This is a genomic window from Marinobacterium arenosum (genome assembly GCF_019795155.1).
GTDB classification, from domain to species: domain Bacteria; phylum Pseudomonadota; class Gammaproteobacteria; order Pseudomonadales; family Balneatricaceae; genus Marinobacterium_C; species Marinobacterium_C arenosum.
In genome coordinates this window covers 32,201-56,755 of the sequence record NZ_JAILYN010000003.1, presented here as the reverse complement: position 1 = coordinate 56,755, position 24,555 = coordinate 32,201, and the positions used below count along the sequence as shown (strand labels likewise).

General features: G+C 61.0%; 19 protein-coding genes. 11 read left to right on the top strand and 8 right to left on the bottom strand.

The window, feature by feature from the left end:
* Window positions 1–55 precede the first annotated feature (55 nt).
* The 6 genes from K6T12_RS02125 to K6T12_RS02100 form a co-directional block, all read right to left on the bottom strand.
* Window positions 56–4,861: an NAD-glutamate dehydrogenase gene (locus K6T12_RS02125; RefSeq protein WP_222219027.1), complete on the bottom strand. Its 4,806-nt coding sequence runs from the start codon at window positions 4,859–4,861 to the stop codon at window positions 56–58.
* Window positions 4,862–5,247: 386 nt separating this feature from the next.
* Window positions 5,248–5,967: an ABC transporter permease gene (locus tag K6T12_RS02120; protein ID WP_222219025.1), complete on the bottom strand. Its 720-nt coding sequence runs from the start codon at window positions 5,965–5,967 to the stop codon at window positions 5,248–5,250.
* Window positions 5,967–6,656, bottom strand: a complete 690-nt coding sequence (locus K6T12_RS02115) for an ABC transporter permease (RefSeq protein WP_222219023.1) — start codon at window positions 6,654–6,656, stop codon at window positions 5,967–5,969. Before K6T12_RS02115 ends, K6T12_RS02120 begins: the two co-directional genes overlap by 1 nt.
* Window positions 6,657–6,734: 78 nt before the next feature.
* Window positions 6,735–7,493: an ABC transporter substrate-binding protein gene (locus K6T12_RS02110; protein ID WP_222219021.1), complete on the bottom strand. Its 759-nt coding sequence runs from the start codon at window positions 7,491–7,493 to the stop codon at window positions 6,735–6,737.
* 100 nt (window positions 7,494–7,593) lie between these two features.
* The gene (locus K6T12_RS02105) at window positions 7,594–8,364 is read right to left on the bottom strand and encodes an ABC transporter ATP-binding protein (RefSeq protein WP_222219019.1); all 771 of its coding nucleotides are present in this window, start codon (window positions 8,362–8,364) and stop codon (window positions 7,594–7,596) included.
* A 366-nt stretch (window positions 8,365–8,730) separates the two neighbouring features.
* Window positions 8,731–9,768 carry a GlxA family transcriptional regulator gene (locus K6T12_RS02100; protein ID WP_315853553.1) on the bottom strand — a complete coding sequence of 346 codons (1,038 nt, stop codon included), beginning with the start codon at window positions 9,766–9,768 and terminating at the stop codon, window positions 8,731–8,733.
* A 301-nt stretch (window positions 9,769–10,069) separates the two neighbouring features.
* Between K6T12_RS02100 and K6T12_RS02095 the strand changes: the two genes are divergently transcribed.
* From K6T12_RS02095 to K6T12_RS02045, 11 genes are all read left to right on the top strand, one after another.
* Window positions 10,070–11,296: an aspartate aminotransferase family protein gene (locus tag K6T12_RS02095; protein WP_222219017.1), complete on the top strand. Its 1,227-nt coding sequence runs from the start codon at window positions 10,070–10,072 to the stop codon at window positions 11,294–11,296.
* A gap of 330 nt (window positions 11,297–11,626) precedes the next feature.
* Window positions 11,627–12,856: a hydrolase gene (locus K6T12_RS02090; protein WP_222219015.1), complete on the top strand. Its 1,230-nt coding sequence runs from the start codon at window positions 11,627–11,629 to the stop codon at window positions 12,854–12,856.
* On the top strand, window positions 12,856–13,884 hold the full coding sequence (gene astA, locus K6T12_RS02085; protein ID WP_222219013.1) for an arginine N-succinyltransferase: 1,029 nt from the start codon (window positions 12,856–12,858) through the stop codon (window positions 13,882–13,884). Before K6T12_RS02090 ends, astA (K6T12_RS02085) begins: the two co-directional genes overlap by 1 nt.
* A gap of 94 nt (window positions 13,885–13,978) precedes the next feature.
* A complete protein-coding gene (astA, locus tag K6T12_RS02080) occupies window positions 13,979–15,010 on the top strand; it encodes an arginine N-succinyltransferase (RefSeq protein ID WP_222219011.1) in 1,032 nt (343 codons plus the stop codon).
* Window positions 15,011–15,012: 2 nt separating this feature from the next.
* Window positions 15,013–16,482 carry a succinylglutamate-semialdehyde dehydrogenase gene (gene astD, locus K6T12_RS02075; protein ID WP_222219009.1) on the top strand — a complete coding sequence of 490 codons (1,470 nt, stop codon included), beginning with the start codon at window positions 15,013–15,015 and terminating at the stop codon, window positions 16,480–16,482.
* Between the two features lie 83 nt (window positions 16,483–16,565).
* A complete protein-coding gene (gene astB / locus K6T12_RS02070; protein WP_222219007.1) occupies window positions 16,566–17,900 on the top strand; it encodes an N-succinylarginine dihydrolase in 1,335 nt (444 codons plus the stop codon).
* Between the two features lie 557 nt (window positions 17,901–18,457).
* Window positions 18,458–19,015, top strand: a complete 558-nt coding sequence (locus tag K6T12_RS02065; protein ID WP_222219005.1) for a hypothetical protein — start codon at window positions 18,458–18,460, stop codon at window positions 19,013–19,015.
* A 76-nt stretch (window positions 19,016–19,091) separates the two neighbouring features.
* A complete protein-coding gene (locus K6T12_RS02060; protein ID WP_222219003.1) occupies window positions 19,092–20,003 on the top strand; it encodes a hypothetical protein in 912 nt (303 codons plus the stop codon).
* 203 nt (window positions 20,004–20,206) lie between these two features.
* Window positions 20,207–20,611 (top strand): VOC family protein, encoded by a 405-nt coding sequence (locus tag K6T12_RS02055; protein ID WP_222219001.1) that lies wholly within the window; start codon window positions 20,207–20,209, stop codon window positions 20,609–20,611.
* A 110-nt stretch (window positions 20,612–20,721) separates the two neighbouring features.
* Window positions 20,722–21,147 carry a homoprotocatechuate degradation operon regulator HpaR gene (gene hpaR, locus K6T12_RS02050; protein WP_222218999.1) on the top strand — a complete coding sequence of 142 codons (426 nt, stop codon included), beginning with the start codon at window positions 20,722–20,724 and terminating at the stop codon, window positions 21,145–21,147.
* Window positions 21,148–21,378: 231 nt separating this feature from the next.
* A complete protein-coding gene (locus K6T12_RS02045) occupies window positions 21,379–21,786 on the top strand; it encodes a GFA family protein (protein WP_222218997.1) in 408 nt (135 codons plus the stop codon).
* 199 nt (window positions 21,787–21,985) lie between these two features.
* On the opposite strand, the gene K6T12_RS02040 is transcribed toward K6T12_RS02045, so the two are convergent.
* On the bottom strand, window positions 21,986–22,648 hold the full coding sequence (locus K6T12_RS02040; protein WP_222218995.1) for a urate hydroxylase PuuD: 663 nt from the start codon (window positions 22,646–22,648) through the stop codon (window positions 21,986–21,988).
* Window positions 22,649–22,825: 177 nt separating this feature from the next.
* Window positions 22,826–24,505, bottom strand: a complete 1,680-nt coding sequence (locus tag K6T12_RS02035) for a BCCT family transporter (RefSeq protein WP_222218993.1) — start codon at window positions 24,503–24,505, stop codon at window positions 22,826–22,828.
* Between the last annotated feature and the right edge of the window lie 50 nt (window positions 24,506–24,555).

Here is a 24,555-nt window from a genome sequence, read left to right as displayed (position 1 = left end):
TATCGGTTTTTATGGCGGCGGTGCTTTACCACCGCCGCCGGTCCTGCAATTGCATTCAGTGGGCCTGGGCCAGCTCCAGCAGTTCGCGGACCGCCACCGTGAAGATGGCGAAGTCCTGCACTGCACTGCTGCGTACCTCGCCCAACAGCCGCTGCCAGCGAACCAGCTGCGGCTCGTTGCCGGCCAGCCACTGGCTGATCAGCTGCTCGCTGTCAGGCTCCCCTTCGGCCCCTTCCAGCACGCTGACGGTGATCGCCCGCTGATGGCTGGTCAGGTCCTCGCGATACGCATCGCGTGCCAGCAACTGCCAATGGTTGGTCGCCTCGAAGGAACGGACCTGCTCATCCAGCCAGTGCAGTTCCAGCTTTTCGGCCAGCGCGTAATGGATCGCCGCCACACAGTCCAGCGGTTGGCCGGTCTGCTCGGTAGCCTGTACCACGCTGAGCAGCGAGTAGAGGCTGTCCGCTGCGGCGGCGTAGTCCGCCAGCTGTTCAGGCACGCCGGCATCTGTCAGCTCGCGGTGCTCAGCCAGCCAGGCATCATGCGACTTACCGATCAGCAGCTGCGGCAACTTGGCACCGATTGCACGGACGCCCGGCTGGAACTTCTCAACCACCGCGGTAACGTTGTTCTCCAGCTGGGTATTGCGCAGGAACCAGTAAGCGGCGCGGCGCACCAGGCGGATCAGGTTGGTCAGCATCAGCTGCTGGATATCGGCGGACACCTTGTTGTCCAGCGCTTCCACTTCCGCCCACAGGCGATCCAGGTCGTAGACATCACGGGCGATCACATAGGCCGCGGCGATGCTGGCGAAATCCATGCCGGAGGTCTGCTGCAGCCGCTGCACGAAGGTGATCCCCATGTGGTTGACCATGCTGTTGGCCACCTGGGTGGCGATGATCTCGCCGCGCAGCCGGTGGTTGGCGATCTGTGCCGGGAACCGTTCGTTCAGCACCGACGGGAAGGCGGTGCCGACCGCGCGGGCCAGGTAATCGTCGTCGGTGATCCAGCTGCTGCTGAGCTTCTCTTTCAGCTCGGCCTTGGCGTAGGAGATCAGCACCGACAGTTCCGGCCGGGTGAAGCCCTGCTGGTCCGCCTTGCGCTGCTGCAGTTCGTCGTCGTCCGGCAGGAACTCCAGCGCCCGGTTCAGCTTGCCCTCACCCTCCAGGCGGTGGATCAGGTGCTGGTACTCGTCCATGTGCTGGCGTGCGTGGCGCAGCGCCAGGCTCAACGCCAGCGCCTGGCTGTAGTTGTTCTGCAGCACCAGCTCGGCGACCTCGTCGGTCATCTCGCGCAGCAGTACGTTGCGCTGCTTGACGGTCATGTCGCCGTTGGCGACCACCTCGTTCAGCAGGATCTTGATGTTGACCTCGTGGTCGGAGCAGTCCACCCCGCCGGCGTTGTCGATGAAGTCGGTGTTGGACTTGCCGCCGTGGGCGCAGAACTCGATCCGGCCGCGCTGGGTGAAGCCCAGGTTGCCGCCCTCGCCCAGCACCTTGCAGCGCAGCTGCCTGCCGTCGATACGCAGGCTGTCGTTGGCCTTGTCGCCGGCGTCGGCGTGGCTCTCGCTGCTGGCCTTGACGTAGGTGCCGATGCCGCCGTTCCAGATCAGGTCGACCGGCGCCTGCAGCAGGGCGTGGATCAGGTCGTTCGGCGACAGCCGGTCGGCCCGGATGTCGAAGCGCTGCTTCATCTGCGGCGTCAGTTCGATCCACTTGGCGGCGCGGGAGAACACCCCGCCCCCTGCGGAGATCAGCTCGGCGTTGTAATCCTCCCAGCTGGAGCGCGGCAGTTCGAACAGCCGCTTGCGCTCGGCGTAGCTGGCCGCCGCATCCGGGTTCGGATCGATGAAGATGTGCATATGGTTGAACGCGGCCACCAGCTGGATATGCTCGGACAGCAACATGCCGTTGCCGAACACGTCGCCGGCCATGTCGCCGATGCCGATCACGCTGAACGCTTCGGACTGGGTATCCAGCCCCAGCTCGCGGAAGTGCAGTTTGACCGATTCCCAGGCGCCGCGGGCGGTGATGCCCATGCCCTTGTGGTCGTAACCCTGCGAGCCGCCGGAGGCGAACGCGTCGCCCAGCCAGAAACCGCGCTCCTCGGCGATCGCGTTGGCGATATCGGAGAAGGTGGCGGTGCCCTTGTCGGCGGCGACCACGAAGTACGGGTCGTCCTCGTCGTGGCGCACCACCTCGACCGGCGGCACCACCTCACCGGCCACCAGGTTGTCGGTGATGTCCAGCAGCGCGCTGATGAAGGTCTGGTAGCTGGCGATACCCTCGGCCTGGATCTCTTCGCGGCTGCCCTTCTCCGGCAGCTGCTTGGCGACGAAGCCGCCCTTGGCGCCGACCGGTACGATCACCGCGTTCTTCACCTGCTGGGCCTTGACCAGACCCAGTACCTCGGTGCGGTAGTCCTCGCGGCGGTCGGACCAGCGCAGACCGCCACGGGCCACCTTGCCGCCGCGCAGGTGGACACCTTCCACCCGGGCGGAGTAGACGAACACCTCGAACATCGGCCGCGGCAGCGGGATATTGGCGATGGCGTGCGGGTTCAGCTTGAACGAGAAGTAGTCCTTCAGCGCGCCATCGGCGTCGCGCTGGAAGTAGTTGGTACGCAGCGTGGCCTTGATCAGCTCCAGGAAACGGCGCAGCAACTTGTCGTCGTTCAGGCTGTCGACCTTGTCCAGCGCGTCCAGAATGCTGTCTTCCAGACGCTGGGCAACCTTGGCGCTCTGACGACCCGGCTCGAAACGGGCCCGGAACAGCGCCACCAGCAGCTTGCTGAGATGCAGATGGCGCGCCAGGGTATCGGCGATATAGGGCTGCGAGAAACCGAACCGCAGCTGGCGGTTATAGCGGGCGTAGGCACGCAGCATCGCCACTTCGCGCCAGCTCAGGTTGGCGCCAATCACCAGCCGGTTGAACTCGTCGTTCTCGGCCTGGCCGTTCCAGATCGCCGCGAAGGCATCCTGGAACACCTCCTTGACCTCTTCCAGCTCGACGGTCTCGGCGTTCTGGTAACTGAGGGTGAAATCGTGGATCCAGAACCGTTCGCCATCACGGCGACGCAACTCGTACGGGTGCTCGCCACGGACGCACATGCCGAGGTTTTCCAGCACCGGGATCACGTCGGACAGCACCAGCGGCTCGCCGGCGTTGAACAGCTTGAAGCGCAGTACGTCGCGGGTCTCCTCCAGCATCCGGTAGAAGCTCATGGTGACCGGGCGACCCGCGGACAGCTCCTCGATCCGCTGGATATCGTAGACAGCGCCGCCAGGCGAGAAGTGATCGCGGTAGGAGTGCGGGAACGCATGGCGGAAGTCGTTGGCCAGACGGTTACCCAGCTCTTCGCCGCAATTCTCGACCAGTGCGTGGTGCAGTTCGTCGTCCCAGGAACGGGATGCCTTGACCACCTCCGCTTCGACCGCGCTGAAATCGAACGCGGCGATCTTGGCCGGATCGGTACGCATCACGAAATGCACCCGCGCCAGGATCGATTCGCTGAAGGTGGTGGTGAATTCGGCGTCGTCGGCCTGCAGGGCCTGGCCGATGATATCCTGCACCTGCAGACGCAGCGCGGTGCTGAACACGTCACGCGGTACGTAGTAAAGGAAGGTACAGAACTTGCCGCAGCGGTCGCGACGCATCAACAGGCGGGCCTTGCGGCGCTCCTGCAGGTTAAAGATGCCCATCGCGATATCGAACAGTTCGGCGTCGGTGGCCAGGAACAGCTCGTCGCGCGGCAGATCGTTCAGAATGGTCAGCAGTGCCTTGCCGCTGTGGGTCTGGGCGCCGAAACCGGACGCCAGCAGGGTGCGCTCCACCTTGCTGCGGATCATCGGAATCAGGCTCGGCCGTTCGCTGTACACCGGCGAGGTGTAGAGGCCATAGAAGCGGTGTTCGCCGATCACTTCGCCCTGCTCGTCGAAGCGCTTGATCACCACCAGGTCCATGTAGGCCGGACGGTGAACGCGGGCGCGGGCGCTGTACTTGGCCAGCAGCAGCGGTGCGCGGTCTAGCATCGAGGCGCGCTCTTCGGCGCTGAGATCTTTATAATCGCGGCGGCGAGCGCGCGAAACCGGCAGTTTCAGGGTACCCAGCTCGCTTTCCTCGACCCGGCTGACGGCGAACGTTTCCCCTTCGCCGCTGAAGCTCAACTCGTCATAGGCCAGGAAGGTGAAGCGGTCCTGCAGCAGCCAGTCGAGGAACGCCGCGGCTTCATCCGCAGTCTCACGACCCAGCCGCTCGGCGTTATTGCCCATCTCGGCAATCAGTTCGCGCACCTTGTCCCGCATCGGCTGGTAGTCGTTGACCGCCGCTTCGACGACGGTCTGCACTTCGGTCAGCACCTGGCGGATCTCTTTCAACCACTCGGCGTCGCTGTGGCGGTCGACCTCCAGGTAGATGAAGGACTCCGGCTGACCGGCTTCGCTGAAGCCTTTCAGTGCCGCGCCATCGCGTTCGACATTGAGAACCGCGTTATGGATCGCATGGATCGACAGTTCGCGCCGGTTCAACTCCATCCGTACCGAGTCGACCAGGAACGGCATGTCGTTGAACAGGATCTGGATCACCGTGTGGTTGCAGTGCCAGCCGTGCTGTTCGAAATCGGGGTTGAACACCCGTACCTTGGGTGCCTTGCGATCGTATTCGGTGATGAACTCCCAACAGGACAGAGTGGCGCCATAGAGGTTATCGAGACGGCGGGCCGACAACTCCTCATCGGGCGAAACCTGATAATACTGTTCTGCGAAGGCTTGGATTTTACTGGCGGCGTCAACGGGCAGGTTCGCCTGGAACTGTTCCGCCAGTTGGGTAAGAAGTTTTTTCTTGTGACTGCGATGCTCGGACATTTTATTTTTCTACCCCGGCCTCTTCCGGTAGCCGCCTGCGGTGCTTGTTGCCCCCGTGTCGGCTGATTCCGCTTGCTTGTTCTGGTCTGATGATCGACGCCACCACCGGCCTGTGGGTCCTCGCCGGTAAGCTTTTGCCGAGCTAAAACTGTAGAACTTTATGACGACAAATTATTGCAAAAAAACGACCCGCTATTTCTATTTCTGTAGATTAAATTTAATTACCAGGCCTGATAAATTTTCTTTTTGGATAGCCAACCACTGACCGGCCCGGGGAATTTGCGCGTTCAGACCCACCGCTCGGCCGCACATTGCACTGCAAGAAAAAACCCGGCTGATCATGGATCAGCCGGGTTTCGAATGATGTATTCGGTTGCTGGCCAGGTTCAGCTGGAAGCTGGCTTGGCACTTACCTTCACGGTCAGCGGTTGCAGGTGGCGGTTGTGCCGCTTCTCCAGCTGACGGAACACCATGATGATGCCGACGCTGATCAGCAGGTAGATCGCACCGGCGGCGAGGAAGATCTCGATCGGGGTATAGGTACGGGCGATGATGGTACGCGCCATGCCGGTCAGGTCCAGTAAGGTGATGGTGGACGCCAACGCACTGCCCTTCAGCATCAGGATCACCTCGTTGCCATAGGCCGGCAGGATCATGCCGAACGCCCGCGGCAGCATAATGCGGCGGTACAGCATCGGCTGGCGCATGCCGATGGTCTTGGCCGCTTCGATCTCCCCTTTCGGAATGGCCCCCAGGGCACCGCGCAGAATCTCGGCGGTATAGGCGGCGGTGTTCAGCGAGAAGGCGATGATCGCGCACCAGTAGGGCTCACGCAGGTAGGGCCAAAGAGCGCTTTCACGTACCGCGTCGAACTGCGCCAGGCCGTAGTAGACCAGGAAGATCTGCACCAGCAACGGCGTACCGCGGAAGAAGAAGATATAGGCATAGGGCAGCGCGTTCAGCCAGCGACGGTGGGAGTGGCGCGCCAGGCCGATCGGCAGCGCCAGCAGCGAGCCGATAATGCCGGAGATCAGTACCAGCTCCAGCGTGGTAACCGCCCCTTCCAGCAGGCGCGGCAGGTATTGAATGACGACGTCGAACTGCATCAGGCTCTCCCCATCCAGCGGTTGTTACGCTTTTCCATGTAGTGGATGAACACCATCGAGACGATGGTCAGGCTCAGGTAGATGAAGGCCGCGAACAGATAGAACAGGAACGGCTCCTTGGTATAGCTGACCGCATCGCGGGTCTTCAGCATCAGGTCGTCCAGACCGACCACCGACACCAGCGCGGTATCCTTCAGCAGCACCAGAAACAGATTGCCCAGCCCCGGCAGCGCCAGCCGCCACAACTGCGGCATAGTGATCCGCATGAAGACCTTGAACTTGCTCATACCGATCGCCAGCCCGGCTTCGCGCTGGCCCGGCGGAATGGCCAGGATCGCGCCGCGGAAAACCTCGCTGGCGTAAGCACCAAAGGTCAGCCCCAGCGCGGTGACACCGGCGGCAAACGGGCCGACTTCGATATACTCGTCGTAGCCGAACATGCCGGCAACGGACATCAGCACCGTGGTGGCCCCGAAGTAGATGATCAGTACGGTCAGCAGCTCCGGAATACCGCGAATCAACGTGGTATAGCCGGTGGAGATTGTGCGTGCCAGCTTATTGTGGGACAACCGGGCGGTGGCGCCCAGCAGGCCCAGTACCAGCCCGAGCGCCAGACTGGCCAATGCCAGCTCGATGGTAATCAGCGTACCGGCCCAAAGCTGATCGCCGAATCCTCTCATATCGATCATCGGGGTAACCTCAAACAATAGGGTGCCGAAACCGGCAGCCAACAGGCTGCCGGGCATCACTTATACAACGGGGCGGTATTAATAGATGGAGAACGGGAAGTACTTGGCGTTGATAACGTCGTAGGTGCCGTCTTTGACAATCGCCATCAGCGCCTTGTCCAGCTTCTCGCGCAGCTTGTCACCCTTACGCACCGCGATACCGATCTTGTCGTTGATATCGATATCGGCGCCCTTGAACTCGAAGCCCTGACCGTCTTTGCTCTGCAGCCAATCATAAGCCGGGAACTTGTCGGACAGCAGGCCGTCCAGGCGGCCGGCGGCCAGGTCCAGGTAGGCGTTGTCCTGAGTGTCGTACAGTTTGACGTTAACTACCTCACCGTATACGTCTTCCAGCTGCTGGCCGGCGATGGTGGCACGCTGAGCACCGATGGTCAGACCTTTCAGGCCATCCTTCGAGGTGTTCAGAGACTTGTCCTTGGGTGCGACGAATGCCAGCACGTTGGAGTAGTACGGCTCGCTGAAATCCACCACCCGCAGACGCTCTTCGGTGATCGACATGGAGGCGATAATGGCATCGTATTTACGCGCCCGCAGACCCGGGATAATACCGTCCCAATCCTGCGCCACGATCTCGCAGTCCGCTTTCATCTCGTCACAGATCGCGCGGGCGATGTCGACATCGAAGCCGACCAGCTCGCCACTGGCATCCACCATGTTGAACGGTGCATAGGCACCTTCGGTGGCGATGCGGATTTTGTCGCCCGCCTGGGCAATACCGGCAGCCAGAGTCAGACCTGCGGCCAGCGCGGCGCCAACCAAAGTGGATTTAAATTTCATACTGTTGATCCTTTGTTATTTTTTGAGGTGTGATCTCGCCCGCCGCTGGGCAGGCAACCACCGCTGCCGGCCAGTAGCCGGCGGCAGTTTCATCGGGAAATCAGAAAATACTGGAGATAAACTCGCGACAACGCTCGGAGGTCGGGTTCTCGAACACCTGCTCCGGCGGCCCGAACTCTTCCACCTGGCCGCGGTGCAGGAACATCACCTTGTTGGAGACTTCGCGGGCGAAGGTCATCTCGTGAGTCACGATCAACATGGTGCGACCTTCGGCGGCCAGGTCACGCATCACACTGAGCACCTCGCCGACCAGCTCCGGGTCCAGTGCCGAGGTCGGTTCGTCGAACAGCAGCACCTGCGGGTCCATCGCCAGGGTACGGGCGATGGCAACACGCTGCTGCTGACCGCCGGACAGCTGGTTGGGGTAATAATCCTTGCGGCTCTCCAGCCCCACCTTGCGCAGCAGCTCTTCGGCGTAGGCCACCGCTTCGTCACGGGAACGACCCAACACCTGGATCGGCCCCTCGATGACGTTTTCCAGCAGTGTCTTGTGCGGCCAGAGATTGAAATTCTGGAATACGAAACCGACCTTTGCACGCATCGCGGCCAACTGACGGCCATCGGCCGCATCCAGGTCGCCGTTCTTGTTACGGGCCAGCTTGAGTTTTTCGCCGGTGATGTAGATCTCCCCTTCGGTCGGGGTTTCCAGCAGGTTGATACAACGCAGGAAGGTACTTTTACCTGAGCCACTGGAACCGATGATCGAGATCACATCATGCTCGTGGGCCTGCAGGTCGATCCCTTTGAGAACTTCGAGATCGCCGAAAGACTTGTGAATATTTTTCAGGCAGATGGCACTGTTTTCAGGCATTTTTATTGTTCTCTTGTTGCCGTGTCATGACCCTGGCAGCTCCCTCTAGCCCGGAAACACAGCCAGGTTTCTCAGTACTTCCCACCACCGCTAGCCGAATGCGGGAAGCCAGGCTCGTCGCCAGCCCCTCGTTGGTTACAGGTTATTTCCAGTTATCAACCTGGCGGGCCGGCCCGCTATGTAAACCAATCGTCCCTGCTGGCGAGACGTCATAACAAAGTAACAAAACGACCGATATGGATATTGCGAAAATCGGCCACCGATTTCAGTCACTGCGACTCAGGGAAAACAGCAAGAAGCAGCAGAAATCAGCGACAAACAGCCAGAAACGGCATTGACAGACTGCTATGAGCGCCGCATTTCTGCTCAGTTTTTCAGCAGCGTCGAGCGGCCCAGCTGTGGGCCGGGCGCACTATCGACCGTCTCATGCTGGCGTTTGCGCTCTTCTCGCGGCGTGATGCCGTAATGGTTGCGATAGGCGGTGCTGAAATAGGAAGCGCTGGAGAAGCCGCAGGCCAAGCCGACCTGCAGTACCGGCTTGTCGCTCTGGCGCAAAAGTTGGCGGGCGTGCTCCAGTCGCAACTCAAGGTAATGCTTGGAGGGCACCGTCTGCAGGTGCTTTTTGAAAAGACGTTCCAGCTGCCGGCGGGAGACGCCAACGTGGTACGCCAGGTCGTCGGTGCTGAGCGGCTCCTCGATGTTGGCCTCCATCAGGGTCACCGCCTCGATCAGCTTCGGCTGACTGGCGCCGATCCGTGCCTTCAGCGGAATCCGCTGCTGGTCGTCACCGGAGCGCATCCGCTCGCAGACGAACTGTTCGGAGATCTTCGCCGCCAGGTCCATGCCATGCTGCTGACCGATCAGGAACAGCATCATATCCATCGCCGCGGTACCGCCACTGCAGGTGTAACGGTTGCCGTCGATCTCGAACAGGTTGTTGGTCACCTGGGTGCCGGGAAACTCCTCCCGCAGGCTGGCCAGATCCCACCAGTGGATGGTGGCGCGGTAGTTGTGCAACAGGCCGGCACAGGCCAGCAGGTAGGAGCCGGTACCGATGCCACCCAGCGCCATCCTGCCGTCGCCCTGGCGACGCAACCAGCCGATCACCGCTTCGTTGCCGGTGCGGGCGATCGGACTGGCGCCGCAGACGAATACCGCATCCAGCGGCGGGATATCGGCCAACGCACAGTCGACCAGGGTCTGTACCCCGAAACTGCTGGCCACCGCTTCGCCGTCGTGACTGATCAGCACCGTTTCATACCACTCCTCGCCGGTCACCCAGTTGGCCATACGCAACGGCTCGATCGCCGATGAGAAGGCGATCAGGGAGAAGTTGGGCAGCAGCAGAAAGCCAAAACGCTGCGGCCTGGAATCCGGCTTGTCGGTCGACAACGGGCTGTCCACCAAAATACTACCTCCTGACAGGAAATTCGGTTAACGTCACAGCGGAAAGGATACTGACCATGCCGGTCCATTACTTCTTTTAGTGCCGTCAATGTCAGCTTATAGCAAGTTCATGTCGCGCTATAGAAATTCCCCCCCTGTTCACCGGCATAGGCTTTTGCTGATACTGAATATAGATGTTCCGGCAGGCCCTCGGGCCAGCGTCGGCGCCAGCGATCCAATCACCGAATAGAATTCCTGCGCTGCAGATATAAAAACCGGATCAACGGCTGCAGCCCGTTAAGCAGAGGTAAGTGACCCAATGACAACACAGCAAGTAAACCGCGCCCTTTTCGATGACGTGATGGTACCGAACTACAACCCGCAGCAGATGGTACCGGTTCGCGGTGAAGGCTCGCGCGTTTGGGACCAGGACAACAACGAATACATCGACTTCGCCGGCGGCATCGCGGTGAACGCACTGGGCCACACCCACCCGGCACTGGTTGCCGCGCTGAAGGAGCAGGCCGACAAGCTGTGGCACCTGAGCAACACCTTCACCAACGAACCGGCGCTGCGCCTGGCCAAAAAACTGAAAGACGCCACCTTTGCCGACAAGGTGTTCTTCTGCAACTCCGGCGCCGAAGCCAACGAAGCGGCCTTCAAACTGGTTCGCAAATACGCCTACGACAACTTCGGCCCGGAAAAGAACGAAATCATCGCCTTCACCCAGGCGTTCCATGGCCGCACCCTGTTCACCGTCTCCGTCGGCGGCCAGCAGAAATACCGTGAAGGCTTCGAGCCGGTACCGGGCGGCATCTCCCACGTGCCGTTCAACGACATCGAAGCGCTGAAAGCGGCGATCTCCGACAAGACCTGCGCGGTAGTGATGGAACCGATCCAGGGCGAAGGCGGCATCCACTCCGCCGACCCGGAATTCGCCCGCCAGGTACGCGAACTGTGCGACCAGCACAACGCCCTGCTGGTATTCGACGAAGTCCAGACCGGCGTCGGCCGCACCGGCAACCTGTATGCCTACATGGGCCTGGGTGTCACTCCGGATGTGCTGACCACCGCCAAGGCACTGGGCGGCGGCTTCCCGGTCGGCGCCATGCTGACCACCGACAAATGCGCGCCGAGCCTGGGCTTCGGTACCCACGGCAGCACCTACGGCGGCAACCCGCTGGCCTGCGCGGTCGCTGAAACCGTGCTGGACACCATCAACACCCCGGAGGTACTGGCCGGCGTCGCCGACAAGCGGGCGATCTTCGTCGAGGAGCTGAACAAGCTGAACGACAAGTACGGCATCTTCAAGGAGATCCGTGGTGAAGGCCTGCTGATCGGCGCCGAGCTGATCGAACAGTGGCACGGCAAGGCGGCCAAGTTCCTGGCCGCGGCCCGCGAAGCCGGCACCTTGCTGCTGGTTGCCGGCCCGAACGTGCTGCGTATGACCCCGTCGCTGATCATCCCGGAACAGGATATCCGCGCTGGCATGGCCGGTCTGGACAAGGCGATTGCCCAGGTACTGGAAGCCGGTCCGGACGCCTGATCGCGTTCTGAGTTAAATTAGAAAACCTTAAAAACCACGCTCCGGCGTGGTTTTTTGTTTTCTGGCAGCCGGTCGCTCCAGCCCGTGGCGATGCAGGGCGTCACCCGGGGCGCCACCACAGCAGGCGATGATGGGGCCGCCAGCCGATACCGGTCGCTCGCGGCGCGAGCTGCCAGGTGCGGCGAAGCCTGCGGCCAAATTTTATATTTGGCCACTTTAGATTCCTCCCCCTGCCCGCCGGTCGCTTATATGAAAAAAAGGTCGCATCACTGACAGAACCTATCGCTGTGATCACCAATAATGACTACAACTGCACAAAAGGATTGAGAGATGACGACTGACTTCACCCCCTGGCTGGAATGGCTGGACGCTCAATACGACGAGATGCTGGCCAACACCATCGAACTGGCCGAAATCAACTCCGGCAGCCTGAACGCTGCCGGCGTCAACCGGGTACGCGAAACCCTGGCCCGTTACTGCGAAGCGCTGGGTGGTGAAGTCGAAGTGATCCCGGTGGCGCCCTACCGCCACCTGAACGCCGGCGGCGAGATCGAAGAGTTTCCGCTGGGCGACGCACTGCGTATCCGCAAGCGTCCGCAAGCGCCGCTGCAGATCTTCTTCTGCGGCCACATGGACACCGTGTTCGCCGTCGACCACCCGTTCCAGCAGGTGACATGGCTGGACGACGAAACCCTGAACGGCCCCGGCGTGGCCGACCTGAAAGGCGGCCTGCTGGTGATGATCAAGGCGCTGGAAGCGCTGGAGCGCAGCCCCTGGGCCGAGCAGATCGGCTGGGAGATCCTGTTCAACCCGGACGAGGAGATCGGCTCGCCGGGCTCCGCACCGCTGATCGCCGACGCCGCCAAACGGGTGCATCTGGGGATGATCTACGAACCGAGCTTCCCGGACGGCAAACTGGCCGGCGAGCGCAAAGGCAGCGGTAACTTCAGCGTGCTGGTTCGCGGCAAGGCGGCACACGCCGGCCGTGAGCACCACCTGGGCCGCAACGCGATCCGCGCGATGTGCGACTTCATCGCCAAACTGGACGACCTCAACGGCCAGCGTGAAGGAGTGACCATCAACCCCGGCTTCATCGAAGGCGGCGGCGCGGTCAATATCGTGCCGGAGCTGTGCATCTCCCGTTTCAATATCCGCCTGGAGCGACCGGAAGACGAGCAGTGGTGCCTGGATCACCTGGAGCGTCTGCTGGCCGAGATCAACGACCGCGACGGTATCAGTATCGAACTGCACGGCGGCTTCGGTCGCAAGCCTAAGGTGCTGAGCGGCGCCAACCAGAAACTGTTCGAACTGGCCCGCGAATGCGGCGCCCAGCTGGGCATGAGCCTGCAGTGGCTGCCGACCGGCGGCTGCTGCGACGGCAACAACCTGGCGGCGGCCGGCATCCCGAACATCGATACCCTCGGCGTGCAGGGTGGCAAGATCCACTCCAGCGACGAGTACCTGAAAGTGAAAAGCCTGACCGAGCGCGCCAAGCTGAGCGCGCTGATGCTGATGAAACTGGCCGCCAGCGATGACCGTCGCTGGCTGGAGGAACGATAATGTTGCTACTGCGACCGCTGAACTTCAACGATATCCAGGGGCTCGAGCGCCTGGCCGTGATCTCCGGCGGCAGTATGACCACCCTGCCGGCCAACCGCGACCACCTGTGCGAGCTGATCAACAGCACCCAGCAGTCGCTCGGTAAAGAGATCGAGCGGGCCGGCAGCGAAAGCTACCACTTCGTGCTGGAGGATACCGACAGCGGCGAGATCGTCGGCGTGTCCGGCATCGACGCGGCGGTCGGCATCGACACCCCGTTCTACAGCTACCGGCTGGAAGAGGTGGTACACGCCTCCAACGAACTGCAGATCCACAACCGGATCCCGGCGCTGCACCTGTGCCAGGATTACACCGGCGTGTCGCGACTGTGCACCCTGTTTCTCGACAAGGCGTTCCGCAACAGCCGCAACCTGCACCAGCTGTCCCGTGCCCGGATGCTGTTCATCGCCCAGCACCGCGAGCGGTTCGCCGCCCGGCTGATCGCCGAACTGCAGGGGATCGCCGACGAGCAGAACCGTTCGCCGTTCTGGGAGTGCCTCGGCCGCCACTTCTTCAATATGGATTTCACCAAGGCCAACTATCTGACCGGCATCAACTCCAAAGGCTTCATCGCCGACCTGATGCCGCACTACCCGGTCTACGTGCCGCTGCTGACGCCGGAAGCCCAGGCGGCACTGGGCAAACCGCGGCCGGACATGGCCGAGGTGATGACGCTGCTGGAGGACGAAGGCTTCAACTACCACGGCTACGTCGACATCTTCGACGCCGGCCCGACCCTGGAAGCGCGTATCGACAGCACCCGCACCGTCAGCCAGAGCCGCAACGTGAAGATACAGGTTGGCGAGCCGGCCGGCGACGCGTTGCAGCCGGTACTGGTCAGCAACAACGGCCTGCGCGACTACCGCTGCCTGGCCACCCGGCTCGACCCGCAGGCGCCGGTGTTGAGCGCCGAGCTGGCCGACAAGCTGCTGGTCGAAGACGGTAGTGAAGTACGGCTGATAGTGCTGGATGAACAGATCCTCGGCTGAACCGCCCGCACCGATACATCCATTCAATAAGAACTGAACACCCCGGACCTGAGCCTCGGCCAGGTCCGGCCAACCGACGGAGTTACAACCGCCCATGATGGTAGTACGCCCCATTCAGGAACACGACGGCCCCGCCCTGCGCGAGCTCGCCCGCAAGACCGGGCCGGGTTTCACCTCACTGCAGGACAACGACCGTCAGGTACAGCAGAAGCTGGAGAGCGCGCTGGCGGCCTTCAATCCGGACGAGGTACCGGAGGAAGCTCTCTACCTGTTCGTGATGGAAGACACCGACAGCGGCGAAGTGGTCGGCATCTGCGGCGTCGAAGCCGCGGTCGGTCTGTCCGACCCCTGGTACAACTACCGGGTCGGCACCCTGGTGCACGCCTCGCGCGAGCTGAAGGTCTACAACCAGATCAACACCCTGACCATCACCAACGACCACACCGGCTACTCGGAACTCTGCACCCTGTTCCTGAGCCCGGATGCGCGCCACAGCAAGAACGGCTCGCTGCTGTCCAAGTCGCGCTTCATGTTCATGGCGGAGTTTCCACAGCGCTTCAACGAGCATCTGATCGCCGAGATGCGCGGCTACTCCGATGAAAACGGCGTGTCTCCGTTCTGGGAGGGGCTGGGCCGCCACTTCTTCTCGATCGACTTCACCCAGGCCGATCAGCTTTCGTCGATGGACAAGGTGTTCATTGCCGAGCTGATGCCGAAGAACACCATCTACACCAACCTGCTGCCCAAGGATGCACAGGAGGCGATCGGCAAGACCCACGAGGCTACCACCCCGGCCCGTCGGCTGCTGGAAAACGAAGGGATGCGCTACACCGGCTACATCGACATTTTCGACGGCGGCCCGACTCTGGAAGCGCGGCTCAATGATATCCGCGCCATCCAGGACAGCCGCTACGTCAAGATCCATATCGACAGCACGCTGGAACCGGAAGGCGAGCTGTACCTGGTCAGCACCACCGGCTTCACCGATTTCCGCTGCTGCATGACCCCGCTGACCGCCGTGGGCAACCACGTGGTCACCCTGCCGGCCAAGGTGGCCGAGGCACTGAACATCACCGAGGGGAGCACCGTACGCGTGGTGCCCCTCTCCTCTGGACGGAGATTCTGATTATGAGCGCTTCACTTTTCATTAACGGCCAGTGGCTGGAAGGCCAGGGCCCGGCATTCGCATCGCTGAACCCGACCACCGGCGACACCATCTGGCAGGGCAAGGCCGCCGACGCCGAGCAGGTTAACGCGGCCGTTGCCAGCGCCCGCGCCGCCGCGACCGACTGGGCCGACCTGGGCTTCGAAGCGCGCTGCGCGCTGGTACGCCGCTACGGCGAGCTGCTAGCGGAAAACAAGGAGCAGCTGGCGGTCACCATCGCTGAAGAGACCGGCAAACCGCTGTGGGAGACCCGCACCGAAGCCGGCGCAATGGTCGGCAAGATCGAGATCTCCATCAAGGCATACAACGAACGTACCGGCGAGCGCAGCAGCGAAATGCCCGGCGCCCGCGCGGTACTGCGTCACAAGCCGCACGGCGTGGTGGCGGTATTCGGCCCGTACAACTTCCCGGGCCACCTGCCGAACGGCCACATCGTACCGGCGCTGCTGGCCGGCAACACGGTGATCCTGAAGCCGAGCGAGCTGACCCCGAAGGTCGCCGAGAAGATGGTCGAGTTCTGGCAGCAGGCCGGCCTGCCGGCCGGCGTACTGAACCTGGTACAGGGCGAAAAGGACACCGGCATCGCGCTGGCCTCCCACCCGGAGCTGGACGGCCTGTTCTTCACCGGCAGCTCGCGCACCGGTCACCTGCTGCACGAACAGTTTGCCGGCCACCCCGGCAAGATCCTGGCGCTGGAGATGGGCGGCAACAACCCGCTGATCATCGACCGGGTCAGCGATATCAAGGCGGCGGTTCACGAGACCATCCAGTCCGCCTACATCACCTCCGGCCAGCGCTGCACCTGCGCCCGCCGGCTGTTCGTGCCGAACGGCGAACAGGGTGATGCTTTCCTGGCCCAGCTGCAGAAAGCGGTCAGCCAGATCAAGGTCGGCGGCCAGTTCGACGAGCCGGCGCCGTTCATGGGCAGCCTGATCTCGGAAGCCGCCGCCGACGGCATCCTGGCGGCCCAGGACAAGCTGATCGAACTGGGCGGCAAGCCGCTGCTGAAAGCCGAGAAGCTGCAGCCGGGTACCGGCCTGATCTCTCCGGCGCTGATCGACGTAACGGCGATCGCCGAGCTGCCGGACGACGAGTACTTCGGCCCGCTGCTGCAGGTGATCCGCTACGATGACCTGAACGACGCCATCGCGCAGGCCAACAACACCAGCTACGGCCTGTCCGCCGGCTTCTTCGGCGACGACGAGGCGCGTTTCGAGCAGTTCTACAGCCGCATCCGCGCCGGTATCGTCAACTGGAACCGCCAGACCACCGGCGCCAGCAGCGCGGCACCGTTCGGCGGTATCGGCGCCAGCGGCAACCACCGCGCCAGCGCCTACTACGCGGCGGACTACTGCGCCTACCCGGTGGCCGGCATCGAAGCCGACCAGCTGAACCTGCCGAAAACGCTCTCCCCCGGCCTGAGCATCGATTAAAGCCAGCTCTGAACCGCCGGCCCCGCGGGGCCGGCCCTCCCCCCGCGGGCATATTCAGAGCCACCTCGCGAGGTATAGATTGAATGAACGCATTTGAAGCAAACTTCGACGGCCTGGTGGGCCCGACCCACAACTACGCCGGGCTGTCGTTCGGCAACGTAGCCTCCCAGAGCCACCAGGCCGAGCTTTCCAACCCGGCGCTGGCCGCCAAGCAGGGCCTGGCCAAGATGAAGGCGCTGCACGACATGGGCCTGGTGCAGGGCGTACTGGCGCCGCAGGAGCGGCCGGACATCCACACCCTGCGCCGGCTCGGCTTCGGCGGCAGTGACGCCGAGGTACTGGCGGCGGCCGCCAAGCAGGCACCGCGTATCCTGGCCGCCTGCTGCTCCGCCTCCAGCATGTGGACCGCCAACGCCGCCACCGTCTCGCCCAGCGCCGATACCGCTGACGGCCGGGTGCACTTCACGCCGGCCAACCTGACCAACAAGTTCCACCGCTCCATCGAGCACGAGGTGACCGGCCGCATTCTGAAGGCCACCTTCAACGATGAACAGCGCTTCGCCCACCATGCCGCGCTGCCGGGTGCCGAACACTTCGGCGACGAGGGTGCCGCCAACCACACCCGCTTCTGCCACCAGTACGGTGACGCCGGCGTCGAGTTCTTCGTTTACGGCCGCTACGCCTTCGACAGCAGCAAGCCGCAGCCAAAGCACTTCCCGGCCCGGCACACCATTGAAGCCTCGGAAGCGGTCGCCCGGCTGCACGGCCTGAACCCGGCCAAGGTGGTCTACGCCCAGCAGAACCCGGACGTGATCGACCAGGGCGTGTTCCACAACGACGTGATTGCGGTCGGCAACCGCAACCTGATGTTCTGCCACGAGCAGGCGTTCCTCAACCAGGCCGAGATCAAGCAGCAGCTCGACCAGGCACTGGGCGGCGGCTTCCAGGTGGTCGAAGTGCCGAGTTCACGGGTAACCGTCGACGATGCGGTGCGCAGCTACCTGTTTAACAGCCAGCTGCTCAGCCTGCAGGACGGCCGCACCCTGCTGGTAATTCCGGAAGAGTGCCGCAACAACGCGGCGGTCTGGGACTACCTGTGCGAACTGCGCGACGGCGACAGCCCGATCGACGAGCTGAAAGTGTTCGACCTGAAGCAGAGCATGAGCAACGGCGGTGGCCCGGCCTGCCTGCGCCTGCGCGTGGTGTTGAACGACGCCGAACTGACGGCCTTCAACCAGTCCACCCGAATGAGCGACAGCCTGTTCGACACCCTGAACCAGTGGGTCGACAAGCACTACCGCGACCGCCTCAGCGAAGCGGACCTGGCCGACCCGGCGCTGCTGGTCGAATCCCGCACCGCGCTGGACGAACTGACCCAGATCCTCAAGTTGGGCTCGGTCTACCCGTTCCAGCGCTGATAGCGTCTTCGTTCTGCTTTATCCGTTTAAAAGCCGGTCTTCGAGACCGGCTTTTTTTGGTTCATCGCGGAATGGAACTTTAGACACCAAGTTTCAGGCTGCACGCAGCCCGCTCGGAGGGCGCACTTATCCGTCTGCGCCAGTCCCGTGGCGGTCGGAGCCCATCGCTACGGGAGGCGCGTTTAGTAGCAGCCCGCTCCGCGGGCGACACACGCGAACTATACCTTGCCAGTCGCGGTTGGAGCCCGCCGCAACAGTTGCCGCGCCCGGGACGTTCAGCGGCGGCATAAACGGAGGTGCCCGGCGAGGGGTGCCCGGATAGGGGCGCCTGGCTAAGGATCCAACGCCAAGCTTATGGCTGATGCGGATGTTTCCCGCTAATCCGCGAAGGATCATTTTTTAACTTCTCGAATATCTTTGTCAAAAGTGCCCCCCTCCCTCTGTCAATAATGCCACCCCGCTGATACTAAAATGATACCGAATTGATACTGCCCACCCTGCCTTCCATCTTTACAATGATTCAAGATCAAACCAAAGCCATTACAAAGGAAACTGTGATGCCTACTAAACGACATGCCCAAGCCCGAATCATTAACCAGACCGGCAAAGATATCCTCGTCGCGAACATCGCCCACAAATACAGCGACAACTATCAACAAAAGAAAGACTTCAAGTTGATCAAGAACGGGGAGACCAGCACTGAATCACTGGACGTCATGTACAATACCGGCGCCTTTACCACCGGCCGCGACTGGTGGCTGGTATCCTGGATAAATAGCGACAATGAATTCTGCTATACGGACCCCAATAACTTCAGGGGCCTTTTCGATTTTGCAGAACAAGCCCTCAAAGACGGGATCAATATCTCAGCAGCAATTGGCACAGCAATTACTGATCTGCCGATGGATAAAACGGCCCCTTCTCTGCTCAGCAAAGCCGTATTGAACGACAGCAGCACAGCAGGCTTCAAACAGCACATTCTCCGGCCGGAGGATGAGGGTCATTATGTCGACTTCATTCTGAAGAAAGGCAACCAGGTGCTGATCAAATCACCGTCCGGCCCCTCAGAAACCGTTTACTCGGTTAACAAAGCCAAGACAACCGCCACCGCGTAGCGTCTGTTTGCCAAGCAGGGGACAGCGATCCGTCGCTGCCCCCTCCTGTTCTTTAATTACCCCCTGGAGATTAGAGATGAGATTGACAATCCTTGGCTTCTTGTTGGCCGTATTCGCTCTGTCCTCTGCCTATGCCGATGAAGAATCGGGCTTCTTCAACATTGCCCATATGACCAATACGGTGGAGGCGGTCGAATACGCACTCGCCAGCGGCGCCAATGCGATCGAGATCGACCTTCAATTCGCGGGTGACCAGCCGGAGGCATTTCAGCACAGCACCAACATAACTCAACCCTGCGACTGCAGTTTCGAATTCACCGCCAAAACAACAACCGACATCTGCGGCGTTTTGAAAAGCTGTCGCGCAAAGACTGACGCCCGCACACTGCTTAACCATATCGCACAGAATAAAAATATAGCGCTGGTCATCATTGACAGCAAAGTATCATCCAGAGACAAAGACCTAGAAGAAAAAGGCAAAAACGCGGTAAAACTAATCAACCAGGAACTATTTAACAAAGGCTACCGTGGCAATCTGATTATCGGTGTATCTAAATCAGAGTCCTTTGCCTACTTGAAATCCGCCGCAAAGCAAGCCACCCAATATCCAAATAAAAGCAATTACTATTTCAGCATAGATCAGGAGGGTAATAATGTTCCTGAGACCATAAACCTACTCAAAACACTCAGCCCAATCACAGAAAACAGGGTCTATGGAACCGGCATCACAGCACTCCTTCCTGATCAACATGAACGCGCCATTTATTTTGCAAGCCTGTACTATGAAAATAAAGATATAGGAACAATCTATACTTGGACCATCGACAAAGAGTCAACGATGAAAAGCCATATAGAAAGCGGCGTCTTGGGCATCATAACCAACAAGCCGAAAACCTTAAGAGATATTCTGATTCAAAAGAAAATCTCTCTCGCCAAACCCGGCAGCAGAATTCCATCCGCCAATGTAGCCTATCAGGCAGAAAGATAAGCGGGCCCATAGCTCAGCTGCCAAAACCCATGCATTCTGCAGCTATGGAGATAGCAACCGCGGGATTTACCACAGGACTGCGTTCGATCTCGGCTCTCTGATTTGCAACATCGCGTCCTGCCAGAGCGGCTACACTAAAACATCATTGCGGATCAGTCGCAGACCACCTGGTCTGCGAGGCCCGCATTCACAGGGAGCCACCCATGAAGATCGAACCCTACCTCTGCTTCAACGGCCAATGCGAACAGGCGATCGAGTTCTATCGCCAGGCACTGGACGCTGAAGTGCCGCTGATGATGCGCTTCAAGGACAGCCCGGAACCGCACAATTGTGCCGATGTCGACCCGGAACTGATCATGCACGCCAATGTGCAGATTGGCGGCAACACGCTGATGATGTCGGATGGCAATGGCAAAGGCGGGCCGGAGTTCCGCGGCTTCTCGCTGACAATCGCCCCCGCCGACCGGGCCGAGGCGGAGCGTCTGTTCAATGCGCTGGCGGACGGCGGCACCATCGAGATGCCGCTGAGCGAGACCTTCTGGGCCACCTGTTTCGGCATGGTCACCGACCGCTTCGGCGTCTCCTGGATGATCAACCTGGAAGGCTGAGCAGGGGCAAGCAGTGCTGCCGGTTGCATAACCACGCCAAGATGGACGGCGGGGCCACTTGTTAATATATTAAGCACCACTGCCAGCAGCCTGATGCAAGCCTGAGCCCGATGCGCAAATTCGACGACTCCCTGCCCCTCCAGTTACTGAAAGCCCGTGAAGCGGCAATGAGCTTCTTCCGCCCGCTGCTACAGGAGTACGCCGTCACCGAACAGCAATGGCGCATCCTGCGGGCACTGGACGAGTACCAGGAGCTGGAATCCAAGCAGCTGGCCGAACGTTGCTGCATTCTCAGCCCCAGCCTGACCGGCATCCTCAACCGGCTGGAACAGGTGGGTTATATCCAGCGCCGTAAATCCAGCGAAGACCAACGCCGCAGCTGTATAAGCCTCAGCGAACAGGGTCGCCAGCTGGTCGACACCCTGAGCCCACAGGTCGAACAGCGCTACAAGCAGCTCACCGACAGTCTGTCGCAGCAGAAACTGGAGCAGCTCAGTACCCTGCTGCATGAGCTGAGCCAGCTGCGCAGCCTCTGATCCGCCCCAGAGCCGAGTCTATCGATCGGCATCAGTACTGTTTCATCGGAGTCGTTCCAGAGCGTCACTTGACACTAATGAATACATTGACGACTTCAGTCGCCAAATTTCAAATATATTGATTAACCTATTACGGCTTGCTTATCTGCCTGCCGGCCGCCTGTCCGGCCAGCGCCTTCTCTGGCATTATCGCTGTCAAGCAATTGTCAGGATAGATAACCGGAGGGAACCATGCCTGAGACCTTGACCGGCAGCTGCCTGTGCGGCGCCATCGCCTACCAGATCGACAGCATCGATATACCGATCGGCCACTGCCACTGCCGCACCTGCCAGAAGGCCCATGCCGCGCCATTCGCCAGCTACGCCGGGGTGATGCGCGAAAACTTCCGCTGGCTGCGGGGCGAAGAGTTGCTAAGCACCTATGAATCTTCACCGGGGAAAAATCGACACTTCTGCAGCCGTTGCGGTTCGCAATTGCTGGCCGAGCGAGTCGGTCAGCCTCACGTGATTCCGCGGGTGGCTACCCTGGATCAGGCCCCAGGCCAAATGCCCCAGATGCATATCTGGTGTTCGCATGACCTGCCCTGGCTGGCGTACGAAGATCAATCGGAACACCCGGAGTGGCCGCCGGGACGTTGAGCCTTGCAGGACGGGCACGTTTTTATGCCCACGCGGCTTGATATAGATGTTTCCCGCTCATCCGCGAAGAACCTATTCCAAGGCGTTTATTCAACGCTACCGGGCTGCAAAGAAACCGTAACTACACCCGCTTCACCCGCTGATAATAAAAAACCGGCCGGATAGCTATCCGACCGGCTTGTGCTCGCAAAGGCAATCCCTACAAAAACTGCAGAATCAGATAGAGAATCAGCGTCAACACCAGGCTCGATACGATCACCCCTTTCACCGTGGTGATCGGTCCGGTCTTGCCCCAGATCGCATTGGCCTCGATCGCCAGGATTACCAGCACCGTCACCAGCAGCGCAGGCATACTGGCACCGGCGGCCAGCGAGTAGGCGCCATCGGGCATACTGCCAGCCGGCAGGTGGCTCGAGGCGCCCATAAAGAACAGCATCGGGCCGGAGAACAGGGTATTGGTGCGTGACGCCAGGCCCGCCTTGGCCCCGGCGCTGGCAGCATCCTCGGCCCCGCCAATCACCTTCTGCTGGTTGGGCCAGATGATCAGCCAGACGTTCAGGAACATCAGGATGCCCATCAGGGCGCCGGCATATAGATAAAGGTTGGAACTCGGCCCTTTGTAGAACAACAGGATCAGGCCGGTCAGGAAAGTGAACATAGCGCCCCAGCGGAACCACCAGAGGGCACGCGGCGCCAGCTTCTGCAGTGCATCGGCCTTGGCGGCCGGTTCGGCTTCTTTAAAGTATTCAGTCTGTACAAAGTTGAAGTAATACAGCAGGCCAATCCAAGTCACTCCAAACAGAAAGTGGCCCCAGCGGGCCAGGTACTCAACGCCGGATGAACTCAATATGGCGATTTCCATACCACTTCTCCCCTTGGTTGAAGATATTCTGGAGTATAGCAGTAGGTTATTAGCATAAGAGGTGATATGCCGATCCACCGCTGGGATCGGCATAGCAGGTCTCCCGGTTGCTATTTCCAAGTGGAGCGGCCAGCCGATCCTCCGCTGGCCGACAGCCACTGCAACAGCCAAAACGGGCTAGTCATTCTGCAGCAGCTGCGCAGGTTTCGGACAGGCGGGCTCATCCGAGCGCGCCTCCTGGAACAGCGATTTCAGCACCCCGGCGGTCATCAGCAGGATCACCAGGCTCAGCGGCAGCGCGGCGGCGATATTGGCCGTTTGCAGGGCGCCCAGCCCGCCGGCCACCAGCAGCGCGGCGGCCACCAGCCCGATGATCAGCCCCCAGAAGATGCGGAAACGCTTGGGCGGATCTTCATTGCCGAGCGACAGGATGGTGGTCAGCACCAGGGTACTGGAATCGGACGAGGTGACGAACCAGCTCAGCAGCAGGAACACCATCATCGCCGACAGCAGCCAGCCCAGGGTACCGTCGCCGGCGATCCCGTCCGAGCTGGCAAACAGCGCGGAAGGCAGGTTCCACTGCCGTACCAGCTCGATGATGCCGGCCGTCCCCGGGCCGCCACTGGCATGCAGTTCCTGGTAGAGCGCGGTGCCGCCGAAAATACCCAGCCAGATGAAGATCAGCATCGTCGGCACCAGCAGCACGCCGATGACGAACTCGCGCAATGTGCGGCCACGGGAGATGCGGGCGATGAACAGGCCGACAAAGGGCGCCCAGGCCAACCACCAGCCCCAGTAGAACACGGTCCAGCCCTTCTGCCAGTCGGCCGGCCCCTGCTCCTGCGGGAACCAGAGCCCCATCTGGATGAAATTCGCCAGGTAGTCCGCCAGCGACTCGCCAAAAACGCTCAGCAGCCAGGCGGTCGGACCGCCGAAGATGAAGAAGGCAATCACCAGGATCGAGATGATGATGTTCCACTCGGAGATGATCTTGATGCCACGGCCGACACCGGACAGCGCCGACAGGATCGAGATAATTGAGATCACCGCGATCAGCACCAGCTGGGTGGTCAGGCCGGAGTCGACGCCGATCAGCCGCTCCAGCCCCACCGCCATCTGGCTGACGCCCAGCCCCAGCGAGGTGGCGACGCCGAACACGCAGCCCAGCACGCCGAGGATATCGACCGCATGGCCGATCGGACCGTAGATACGGTCGCCGATAAACGGGTAAAGCGTCGAGCGCAGCGCCAGCGGCAGTTTCTTGCGAAAGGCGAAATAGGCCAGCGACAGGCCGACCATCACGTACACCGCCCAGCCGTGGAAGCCCCAGTGGAAATAGGTCACCCGCAAGGCATCCACCGCCCGATCATGGCCGATGGCGGTAGCACCGGCCATATCGGCATAGGGGTTGTTTGGATAGCCAAATACACCGCTGTTATCCAGGTAGAAGATCGGCTCGGCAACGCCGAAGAACAGGATGCCGATGCCAATACCGGCGGAGAACAGCATCGACAGCCAGGCGAAGTTACTGAACTCGGGCCGGCTGTGGTCATCCCCCAGCCGGATACTGCCGTGCCGGCTCAGCACGATGTAGCAACAGACGGCAATCAGCAGAACGACGGTGACCAGGTAATACCAGCCGAAGGTCGATTCGATCCAGCTGCGGGCGGCGCCGAACAGGGTTCCAGCCAACTCCGGATTGATTCCGGTAAAGAGTACGAAAGCCAGCACCAGCAGCGAGGCAGTCAGGGTCATCCCCTTATGCATCTGCTTGAACAGTCCGTGCTGGCTAAGCAGTTCCGCTTTGAAAATGCTGTGTTGGGTTGATTCAACACTCTGTGGTCGGGTCGATGGCATCTTGTCGTATCCCCTTTGTTATTTTTCTGATGGGTCGTTGGGTTATCGGC